This is a genomic window from Nostoc sp. CHAB 5715 (genome assembly GCF_020829685.1).
GTDB lineage: Bacteria > Cyanobacteriota > Cyanobacteriia > Cyanobacteriales > Nostocaceae > Nostoc.
Map to the genome: position 1 here is coordinate 1 of NZ_JAIVFR010000195.1, position 9,228 is coordinate 9,228.

Consider the following 9,228-nt stretch of genomic DNA (forward strand, 5'->3'; position numbering starts at 1 on the left):
AATTGAAGATTGAAACTGGGCAATTGATTGTTCAAGATGGAGCGCAGGTTTCAGCTTCCACTTCTATTTCTTTGTCTGTTATCCCCGTGGGGATACTAAGGTGTAAAATACCGTCAGCCCCAACATGAGAACATAACTTAATACTTTGCATTACTGTTTTCTCCTATTCCTTGGTTTATCGAGAACTGGGTACTACCTCATCTATGATGCCGTATTCTTTCTCAATAAAACCCAACAGCTTCTCCTCCACAGGAGTCAAATACGGTCGCTTCAACTCCCCCAAGCTCTGTGCTGAAGCACTTGGGGTATCTTCCAAGTTCTCGTTTTCTCGTAACCTACTGATGCAATCACTTACGGTGGGAGAAACAGCGCCATCGCAAAGGAGCTGCATCTGCTGACATTCCGATGAATAAGCCAATTCCTGAGAAATTATCTAGTCAAATCGACGCAGATGTTAAACTCGCTATGAAAAAAGCTATTGAAAGACACCGCCGTTTAGTAGAATCTATTAGCATTTGGCAAAATGGCCAAGTTGTGAGATTAACCGCAGAACAAATTCCTCCTCTCAACTTAGATGAGTAAACTATTTTCCCTCATTCCAGATCAAATCCGAGATAAATTACCACTGACGGAAGATAAAAAACAACTACTTCAACAGCAAACTATTAGTCAAAATATCCCAGGAACAATTCTGCGGGATTTTCAAGCTCTTTTAGAATTTCTCCAACCCAACGGCGTTGAAGTTAGTAGCACTTATCACTAATTATCGCTTAAGTATCTCCAACAACTTAACTCACAATTGAGTTATCCCATAGATATTAACCTCAAACGTCCTGTACAAAAATCCTATCCTTATATTCACGGTCTTTATTTTCTTCTCCGCACCTCTGGACTGTCTCAAGTTATTACCGAAGGTAAAAAGAGCAAGTTAGTTTTAGACCAAAAATTTCTGCAAATTTGGCAAGGATTAAACGACACAGTTTTCGGTTAGATTTTCGCATAGCTTTTGACAATTTAAAACCTTATCTCCAACCCTATTTCCCGGAATGGTCACAAACTTTAGTGATTGCCGAAGGCAGTTTTACTGAGGGTGTTTATATATTTAAAGCCACTTTACAGGATGCTTGGCGACAGATTGCTATTCCTAGTTACTCTAATTTAGATGAAGTCGCTGCCGCAATTGTGCAAGCATTTGATTTTGACCCGGAACACCTCTACAGATTTATTCACAAAGACCGTTTAGGAAGAACTTTGGAATTTAATCATCCTGTTGTCGAAATTCCCCCTGATACCTGCGATTTTCGTTTAGGCGATTTATCCCTAGAGGTAGGTAGTCATTTACAATTTATCTTTGATTTACTGCAAGAATGGGAATTTAATTTATATGTAGAGAAAATTGAGCCAGCTAATGCCAAAATGAAAAAGCCCAAAATTCTTGAATCTCATGGTGAACCGCCAGCGCAATATGGCGAAGAGGCAGAAGCCTGGGAATAGATTTGCTACTGTGATGGGCTACGTTCTAATCCATACATACGTGTCCGAATTGGCAGTGCGATCGCTCTATATTGGTTTTCAGTTGCAGTTCCAGCTACTGCTGGATAATTCTCTACTGCCAACCTTGCTATTTTGTCCGAATTTCTTCCCGGCTCGGCAATCTTTTCAGTTGTTCTTGGGTACTTGCAATCTGTGATTTTATTTTAAGAAGATTTTGGACAACTTGTAAGCTGAAATACCTAAAACTTCGTTAAGGCATTAATCAAGCGATCGCTTTTTTTGGATAAAGAAAATGGACTCTAGTAACAAAAATGGAAGAAGAACATGGACGCAAATCCATATAAATACTACTCCTAGCCAACTTTTCCCTTAAACTTGGATAACTTACTAACGTTGCGATCGCTTGCTGCCGTAAGCATCGCTAGGGAGCAATACTCCTCAAAAGTGCTGTGGGTGGAACGGTAAAGCCTGCGAACGCGCAATTCCATCAGCGCCTTGCCAGCTTCAAAAACTGCTCTCTCCACTTTCCTCTCCAAGTGCAAGCGATCGCTTTGCTCTTGCTCAGTTAATTCTGGAACTTCAACAGCAGTAACTGTAATCGTTGCTGAACCTGGATCTATTTGCTGGGAAATATCCTCGTTTGCAGAGTTAGCTACTGAAGTTGAATTGTTAGATGCGGCAGAGGTGGCTTTGTTGCGTCTAGAAGGTAGTTTAGGCATTATTCCACCCCTTTAGTTCAACAATATTTTTTCAGAGTCAATTACAACGTAGATTTTGGAAGTAGTTGATAACTGCTCCGGCAAAGCCCACCGCAGGCATCGCTTCCCACGTAAAGGGCGTTACCCGCATTTCTCACAAGCTTAAGGTCAGAGGTGCAGAGAGGCAGAGGGGCAGAGGGGAAAGAACTTGTACAATAACTCTCCTCTGCTCCCCTGCTCCCCTGCTCCCCTGCACAAGGTTTTGAGAGATGTGGTGAGAAATCCGGGTAAAGTCATTCACTGCGCTGACAATTGCCCAACAGCCACCTTTGCCTCTCAGTTCGGGATTGTCCTTAGCAAGGATTTGGCAGACTTCGCCGATTTGGTAGGTGTTTGGTACTTTCGTCCTTTCCATGATGCGCTGCACAACATCTTTGACGATTCTACCAGTGGGAACTTTGCCGCCAGCAAGTTCTACTGCTCTTAGCCACGCTTCCTGCTGTTCCTGGGGTTCAAGCTTTGTCATGGGTCGGACTTGGCGCTCATTCGTGGGCAAAACTTGATCCAATGGATCACATTTTTCAAGCAAATTATCAAAAACAACAGCTGCGTCCATCAAAAGGTAAGGTTGTCGGCGGCTGTAACCAAAGCGATGGCTTCGCCAACGCCAAGGGCGAACGCGGCAGTATTCTTCAAATGTGCGGTGTGTGGAACGGTAAAGCCTTCTGTCCCTCAATTCCGTTAACGCCTTCCCTGCCTCAAAAAACGCCCGTTCCACCTTCCGCTCCAAGTGCAGGCGATCACGCTGTTCTTCCTCTGTCAACTCTGGAACTTCGACAGAGGTAACAGTTATGTCTGCTGAAACCGGATCTTCCTCGTTTGACATATTGATTAACGCCGTTTCCACTCTATGAAGCAAATCGACATTAAGTTGCAACTCAGTTGAGCTAATCTTGCTTAATACATATTCCGTAACTATCAGCAGTTATGGCTAATCCATACTGGGAAACGGATTTACCGAGCGCCAAATGCAAGGAATGGTAGCTTGAAGTTCATTGCAACGTAATAAATACTTAAGATGACAGAAGCGATCATCTCTTCAAGAGAAGCAAAAAAGTAACAGTTAAAAGGTTTATTTCATTCGAGAGCATTAGCTGATTCCTTTACTGCCGTCATCAGTTCATCAAAACTGCATTCGTACAGTTTCATGAGTTCGCTGAACTGATCAATTCGTAGTTTTGGAATAGTTTTTCCATACTCCCAGTTACGAACGGTAGATTCTGCTATGCCTACACGGCTAGCAACATCTACTGTTCTTAGTCCTTTTCTTTCTCTTAGCTGCTTCATATTCATTACCTAAGTTTACCAAGAGTGTATTATATCTCATTAAATTATCTAGTTAGTAAACTTGGTTAAAATATTTCATTGTGCTATTGACAAGCGCTAATGGGTTAGCAGATAATACCAATATAGAGAAGCGCCCTAGACTCGCAATCTCAAGCGCTTCTCTTGCCCTAAATTTAAAGGCTCATCAATCATGACATACCAAATCTACAGTCATCAACAGCTACAACTGAAATCTATTGCTCGGCTCAAGCAAATCTACAGCGAAATCGCCTGCACAGTCGAAGTAAGCGACAAACGCTGTAAGAATGCCTGGATTACTGCGATCACTGAATATCAAGCTAGCAAGATTCAGAAAATCGCCCCTGCTGCCCCCGACGAACAAGCCCTCGCTCAAGCCGAACTCGACGACTACATCGCTGACCAAGCCCAAGTTGTAGCTCCCGAACCCCTCACAATAGTCGAAATCTCTTTTAACCATCACGAATATTACGCTGATAACAAACTGGTAGCCAACATCAGCCATGACGACAACCATTTAACGCAACGTTGGGTAGTCATGGTCAACGATAAAGAAGTATTTCGTGCCAACACTCTAATGCGTTGCGATCGCTTCATCTGCACTCACTACAAAGATGGCACACTGCCTGTGCAAGAACAACTTGCAACATCCTGCACTACTGGTAACGAAGTCATGGCGCAGATTTTCAACGAATGCCAGAATTATGGTTACGAAATCCTCAACGACGGCATTTACCAGAATGACGAGAAATTAGGCGAAGTAGGACAGACTGACGGCGACTGGTGGTTTACACGCGCAGCAGACGAAACCCAGCGCATACCCTGTGACTCGGCAATGGAAGCAGTTCAATCGCTGTCGATGGTGGACACCGTACCCTATGCAGAAGCGTTTAACTGCGAAGAATTGCTAGACCGACCGTTTGAAATGCTCACGAACGAAGAATGGGGGCAGTTACGAGAGTTAGTAGCAGCGTAAATCAGTAGCCAGAATCCAGGAGTCAGTAAAGAAACAAAGAACAGGGTGCAGAAGTTAATAAAATCTGCCTTCCTCCTTTTCTTCCTACCTCTTCCGAAATTCTGACTTCTGAATTCTGACTCCTGAATTCTTCCCTCATTTTCCCTTCATTCACCAATCAATATGCAATCCACCATATCAATCCTCCAACACTGGGGCTACCCTCGCTTTGCTTTGGATCAGCGTACTAAAGAGGGCATCATTCTGGGGCTTCAATACTACCCAAATGGTACTGAACTGGCTAAACAATTCGGTGGTGGCTGGCGTTATGCTCTGATGCCTGATAAAAACTCTGACGAATTGTTCCACTTCCAGGAAAATCAAATCCAACCGCTCTCTCCAGAAGAATTATTCCGCCAAATCACTGCTGAAATTGACCTTTACCAACAGCAGATAAATATTCTCAATCGGCAGTTAACTGCATTAACGAAGGGCGCAAACAATGGCTAAGGAAGTAAACAACAGCTTTAACCGTAGAGCCAATCATTTGCTGCGTTCACTTCAGCTTTGTGGCGGTTGTGTGCCATACAGAAAACCAACCGAAGCGGGCAGAAACCTTGGTTACGAGGTGGGCAGCACGAGACATCGTTCTCTCAATCCACTTTTCGTCAGCGCCATGATGGGCTTTCCCAACAGTTGGGTAGATATCTCATGCGACAGTCAGACCTTGACAGATGGCTGTGTGCTGCCACAATCCCCAGTTTCAGTCGGCTCACTCGTAATGAAATTGCAGCGCTTACGAGCAATGAGCTTGCAGAATATTGCCAACTCTATAGACAATACCAAAGTCTCAGAAGACAACACAAACAACAGCTGATGGCTCTGGGGAATGCCATTGTCCCTCAATGTGCTGCACCTATCTTTGAGCGACTCAAAAGAATTTTATCCCAACAACAGAAAAACGCATGATTGAGTTAATTACTGCCCTTGAAACAAGCTGGTATATCTCTCCACCTTGGGGTCAAACAATTCCACCTGTTGCAGTTAATTTACTGGAGAGAGTATACCTCAGAACTACGAGAACATTCGGCTACTGCTGCGGTATTCAGTGGAAACATGAATGCTGGCTTTATTCAATTGATTGCGGTAAAAAAATCCTTCACGCCACACAAAACCAAATCATCGGGACTGGAGAATTAGAAGCCATCAGTGTGCAAAAACCTGCTTTCGTTCTGGGCGAAATAGTGATGCTCTGTTCTCACGATAAAGGAACAAAGCAACGGTTGATTCTGGGGATTGCGCTGGTGAATAATTCTTGGTTTTATGTCGTTGAATTGGTATCGCCAACGTTAACTCAATCACTGACTATATGCAATCGTTTCTCACTAGTCGGTGAAAAAAGTTTGGTGCGGGTATTGAAATAATTCTCTCTAATCACACAACGAAAAATTATCACCTTATGTCACAAATTGAAATCGCCGAAATCATAGAGCAAATCAAACAAGAAATTGAAGTTGACGCTAGTGGTCAAGTGAAAGCTAGTCTTCGGGCAACTGCAAGACTTGCCAGGGTCAGCGCTGCGGCAATTCTCAAGACCTTAGACAGTGTTAACCTAGAACCTTCTAAACTGGCTCAAATGCTTATGGAATCAGGCTTTGAAGCTGTTAACCTAACCGAATGGAGAACTGTCGGTATCCCTGATATGGCGATCGCAATCATTTTAGAATACTACGCTTACGAGGCAATAGCGATCGCCTACGGCGGGCGCTTGCGCCATCGCACAGAAATTGCTGGAGAAACCCAAACATTAGATGAGCCTGTTGGGGGCTGGAAGGGCAAAAAGATTGAAATTACGCCAGGGGCTTGAAAGTGCGGGTCAGTTCTACAGTGAGCTAGTCTCCGCAGTTGGCGAGGCTATTGGGGTAGCTGATGGTGAGCCAATATGGAACTCCTACCTGGGGCAGTGGCAAGTTTGGGTTAACTTTGGAAGTGGATGTAAGTCGGTGGTGTGCTTCGGGAAGGTGGGAATGTAGAGATCGAATAGATCGTCGCAGACATCGCTCTGACCAAATTCTCCCTACCTTATTTAATAAAAGGATTTTCAATCTTTAGTTCAGCAATCCCTTGAAAATCATTAGCATTTCTTGTAACCAAAAATGCGTCTTTATGTAGTGCAGTAGCAGCAATAATTGCATCAGGAAGCTTAATTTTATACTGTCGTTTCAATTGGATTGTCTGCTCTTCAATCTCTCTTAACAAGGGAACTGAGTCAAACTGGGATAGTAAATCTCTGATCGCTTGCTCTTCTTCTTTTTCAAAGCCTGCAAAACTTAATAATTCTATGTGGATAATCGGTGAGATCAGAACTTCGTGCAAATTGAGAAATTCTTCTGTAAAAAATGAATTAACTGTTGGTTCATCCGCAAGATAATAAATAAAAATATTTGTATCATATACGTATCTCATTCGTCCCACTCCTGACGTACAGCATCTAAATAAGCCAGCATGGCTTCTTTTTTATGCTTTAAAAGCCCTTTAGCTTGAGAAACTTTTTTATAGTTTTTTTCCCAATCTAACAGCATTGATTCTGGTATATCTACTGTAATTGAATCTTCATCTTGATATATAAGATAATGTTTTGGTATTTTAATTATTGGCACAGTTAGATTCTCTTGTTTCTCAGATTTATTGGTTTGATTATAACGGATTTATTTTAATTCTTATCAAACTTGATGACTGTCAATAAATCTCTACTCTGTTTCATGAACCCAATTTATAAAAGAAGTGAGTGAACGCAATCGCTTGAGCATTTGCACTGACTGGAGCAATCATTCTACCGCGTGGTTAATGCGTCATCGGCTGGGACTTAGGGTTGTGCTGTTGGATCTCATGGCTGGGGTTGAGATTAAAGGCGACGAGGCGATGATTCAGGCTTTGGCTGAGTTCTCGAAACGCAACGCATCTCACGTTAAAGGCATTCTCAATCTGACCATTCCGCTATCGGAGTCTGCTTTGTGGATTTTGGGACAGTATCTCTCGCAACTGGGCTTGTCTACTGAGTCACGAAGACCAATGGAGGATGGTCAGAGGGTTCGGTACTATCGGCTGAATACTGAGGATGTCGAGTTTATCCAGAACGTGCTGGATTATCGGCAGAGGCAACGGGAGGAGAAGGAAAGGAAACGCCAACAGTAGACATTCGTGTATCATCATTGAGGTGTCAATTGTCGTTAGAGTTTTTTATCTTGAAAAAAGCATAAATCTTCTATGCCTCGAAAAACCCCACCTTCATCCCATTCTACTCTTGAAACTCCGCTGGCTCTCTTTCAATTACATACCCGCTTACAGTTTCTAGAAAAAGAACACCAATCATTACTCAAACAGATTAAGAGAAAACGGACAGAACTGATTTTGAAACCAATTTTCCTCAGCGTGGCGTTCATGCTGGCGTGTGTTGTGCTGTTGATTATAGGGCAAGTAGGCAGTAAACAGAATACTGCCATTGCTGCCAAGTTAACCCAAACGCCGCCAGCGCCTACAACTTTAACTGAAAATAATACTCTAATTGCGAGCAATACTATGTCTGATGCTAATGCCGTAACTACCCCCTCGTCTGGTGATAATGTCGTAACTACCCCCTCTGGATTAAAGTATGTCGAGTTAAAAGAGGGGACTGGGACGACTCCTAAACCTGGACAAACGGTTGAAGTTCACTATGTCGGTACTCTAGAAGATGGTACTAAGTTTGATAGCTCACGCGATCGCGGCCAACCCTTCAGCTTTAAAATAGGTGCTGGACAGGTAATCAAAGGTTGGGACGAAGGACTTAGCACTGTGAAAGTAGGCGGTCGTCGTCAGTTAATCATCCCCCCAGAGTTAGGTTATGGCTCTCGCGGTGCTGGTGGTGTAATTCCACCTAACGCCACTTTGCTGTTTGATGTGGAATTGCTGGGAGTTAAGTAGAAACTAGGGCATGGGGGTGCTGAGTTAGGAGTTAGGAATTCTCTCTTCTCCTCTCTTTCCCTAGTCCCCAGTCCCTAATTCAATAATTATTATCTAGCTAAATTTTTATAGTTTGTAATTTAGAAACTTTGTAAAGTGTGGATTAAACTTTAGTTTTGCAGTACCTATAGGCCCGTTGCGGTGTTTAGCTATAATCACTTCTGCAATGCCGCGATCAGGTGTATTTGGATCGTAATATTCATCGCGGTATAACATGATTACTAAATCCGCGTCCTGTTCAATCGAACCGGATTCTCTCAAATCTGACAACATCGGGCGTTTGTTAGTACGAGATTCTACACCTCGACTCAATTGAGATAAAGCAATAACTGGTACAGATAATTCCCGCGCTAAACCTTTGAGTTGACGCGTAATTTTTGACAATTCTTGTACGCGATTATCACCTGCTCCTTCCATCAATTGCAAGTAATCTATTACAATTAATCCTAATTCAGTTCCAACTTCGGCTTGCAGTCTTCTTGCCTGACTACGCATTTGTGTAACTGTAATATTTGGCGTGTCGTCAATATAAATTGGCATCTCCGAGAGGAGACGAACAGCACGACTTAAAGGTTCCCACTGTGTTTGACTCAGGCGTCCACTCCGCAGATAACTGTATTCCCAAATTTTTGATATAAGCAATGGTTTTATTACCATAAATAATTTCGACATTAGCTATAGCAAAAGGTTCAGGCGATCGCCCCATTTCAATCA

The 9,228-nt window shown here is 43.0% G+C and carries 18 protein-coding genes and 2 pseudogenes; 12 read left to right on the forward strand and 8 right to left on the reverse strand.

The window, feature by feature from the left end:
- Positions 1-175: 175 nt before the first annotated feature.
- Positions 176-391 carry a hypothetical protein gene (locus LC574_RS12890; RefSeq protein ID WP_229453890.1) on the reverse strand — a complete coding sequence of 72 codons (216 nt, stop codon included), beginning with the start codon at positions 389-391 and terminating at the stop codon, positions 176-178.
- Between the two features lie 14 nt (positions 392-405).
- On the opposite strand from LC574_RS12890, the gene LC574_RS12895 reads away from it, so the two are divergent.
- Genes LC574_RS12895 through LC574_RS12915 form a run of 5 tightly spaced genes read left to right on the forward strand, consistent with a single transcriptional unit; the run spans position 406 to position 1,690 of the window.
- Entirely contained in the window at positions 406-582 is a 177-nt protein-coding gene (locus LC574_RS12895) for a hypothetical protein (protein WP_229453891.1), read from the forward strand.
- Entirely contained in the window at positions 575-763 is a 189-nt protein-coding gene (locus tag LC574_RS12900) for a hypothetical protein (RefSeq protein WP_229453892.1), read from the forward strand. The genes LC574_RS12895 and LC574_RS12900 overlap by 8 nt, the downstream gene beginning before the upstream one ends.
- A gap of 36 nt (positions 764-799) precedes the next feature.
- Complete coding sequence (locus LC574_RS12905) at positions 800-991, forward strand: hypothetical protein (protein ID WP_229453893.1); 192 nt, start codon at positions 800-802, stop codon at positions 989-991.
- Positions 958-1,494 carry a plasmid pRiA4b ORF-3 family protein gene (locus tag LC574_RS12910; protein WP_229453894.1) on the forward strand — a complete coding sequence of 179 codons (537 nt, stop codon included), beginning with the start codon at positions 958-960 and terminating at the stop codon, positions 1,492-1,494. Before LC574_RS12905 ends, LC574_RS12910 begins: the two co-directional genes overlap by 34 nt.
- A gap of 10 nt (positions 1,495-1,504) precedes the next feature.
- On the forward strand, positions 1,505-1,690 hold the full coding sequence (locus LC574_RS12915) for a hypothetical protein (RefSeq protein ID WP_229453895.1): 186 nt from the start codon (positions 1,505-1,507) through the stop codon (positions 1,688-1,690).
- Positions 1,691-1,922: 232 nt separating this feature from the next.
- On the opposite strand, the pseudogene LC574_RS12920 reads toward LC574_RS12915, so the two are convergent.
- The 3 genes and pseudogenes from LC574_RS12920 to LC574_RS12930 form a co-directional block, all read right to left on the reverse strand.
- Positions 1,923-2,213, reverse strand: a pseudogene (locus LC574_RS12920) (hypothetical protein); the annotation flags it as partial.
- A gap of 133 nt (positions 2,214-2,346) precedes the next feature.
- A complete protein-coding gene (locus tag LC574_RS12925; RefSeq protein ID WP_306422111.1) occupies positions 2,347-3,078 on the reverse strand; it encodes a hypothetical protein in 732 nt (243 codons plus the stop codon).
- Between the two features lie 251 nt (positions 3,079-3,329).
- Positions 3,330-3,539, reverse strand: coding sequence for a helix-turn-helix transcriptional regulator (locus LC574_RS12930; protein ID WP_306422112.1), 210 nt, complete (start codon positions 3,537-3,539; stop codon positions 3,330-3,332).
- 190 nt (positions 3,540-3,729) lie between these two features.
- Here LC574_RS12930 and LC574_RS12935 point away from each other — a divergent pair, with 190 nt between their 5' ends.
- From LC574_RS12935 to LC574_RS12955, 5 genes are all read left to right on the forward strand, one after another.
- Positions 3,730-4,533, forward strand: a complete 804-nt coding sequence (locus tag LC574_RS12935; RefSeq protein WP_229453896.1) for a hypothetical protein — start codon at positions 3,730-3,732, stop codon at positions 4,531-4,533.
- 162 nt (positions 4,534-4,695) lie between these two features.
- Positions 4,696-5,022 (forward strand): hypothetical protein, encoded by a 327-nt coding sequence (locus tag LC574_RS12940; protein ID WP_229453897.1) that lies wholly within the window; start codon positions 4,696-4,698, stop codon positions 5,020-5,022.
- Complete coding sequence (locus LC574_RS12945; RefSeq protein ID WP_229453898.1) at positions 5,015-5,389, forward strand: hypothetical protein; 375 nt, start codon at positions 5,015-5,017, stop codon at positions 5,387-5,389. Before LC574_RS12940 ends, LC574_RS12945 begins: the two co-directional genes overlap by 8 nt.
- Positions 5,390-5,477: 88 nt before the next feature.
- Entirely contained in the window at positions 5,478-5,936 is a 459-nt protein-coding gene (locus LC574_RS12950; RefSeq protein ID WP_229453899.1) for a DUF1392 domain-containing protein, read from the forward strand.
- A 35-nt stretch (positions 5,937-5,971) separates the two neighbouring features.
- A complete protein-coding gene (locus tag LC574_RS12955) occupies positions 5,972-6,379 on the forward strand; it encodes a hypothetical protein (protein ID WP_229453900.1) in 408 nt (135 codons plus the stop codon).
- 215 nt (positions 6,380-6,594) lie between these two features.
- On the opposite strand, the gene LC574_RS12960 is transcribed toward LC574_RS12955, so the two are convergent.
- Together LC574_RS12960 and LC574_RS12965 are read right to left on the reverse strand one after the other, a co-directional pair.
- Complete coding sequence (locus tag LC574_RS12960; protein WP_229453901.1) at positions 6,595-6,978, reverse strand: type II toxin-antitoxin system VapC family toxin; 384 nt, start codon at positions 6,976-6,978, stop codon at positions 6,595-6,597.
- Positions 6,975-7,172, reverse strand: a complete 198-nt coding sequence (locus LC574_RS12965; RefSeq protein ID WP_229453902.1) for a hypothetical protein — start codon at positions 7,170-7,172, stop codon at positions 6,975-6,977. The genes LC574_RS12960 and LC574_RS12965 overlap by 4 nt, the downstream gene beginning before the upstream one ends.
- Positions 7,173-7,296: 124 nt before the next feature.
- On the opposite strand from LC574_RS12965, the gene LC574_RS12970 reads away from it, so the two are divergent.
- Both LC574_RS12970 and LC574_RS12975 read left to right on the forward strand, forming a co-directional pair.
- A complete protein-coding gene (locus LC574_RS12970; protein WP_229453903.1) occupies positions 7,297-7,707 on the forward strand; it encodes a hypothetical protein in 411 nt (136 codons plus the stop codon).
- 216 nt (positions 7,708-7,923) lie between these two features.
- A complete protein-coding gene (locus tag LC574_RS12975; RefSeq protein ID WP_229453904.1) occupies positions 7,924-8,475 on the forward strand; it encodes an FKBP-type peptidyl-prolyl cis-trans isomerase in 552 nt (183 codons plus the stop codon).
- Between the two features lie 105 nt (positions 8,476-8,580).
- Here LC574_RS12975 and LC574_RS12980 read toward each other — a convergent pair.
- Together LC574_RS12980 and LC574_RS12985 are read right to left on the reverse strand one after the other, a co-directional pair.
- Positions 8,581-9,126: pseudogene (locus LC574_RS12980) on the reverse strand (replicative DNA helicase); the annotation flags it as partial.
- On the reverse strand, positions 9,038-9,228 hold a 191-nt coding region (locus LC574_RS12985; protein ID WP_229453905.1), incomplete at its 5' end, for a hypothetical protein. The gene LC574_RS12985 and the pseudogene LC574_RS12980, both read right to left, overlap by 89 nt.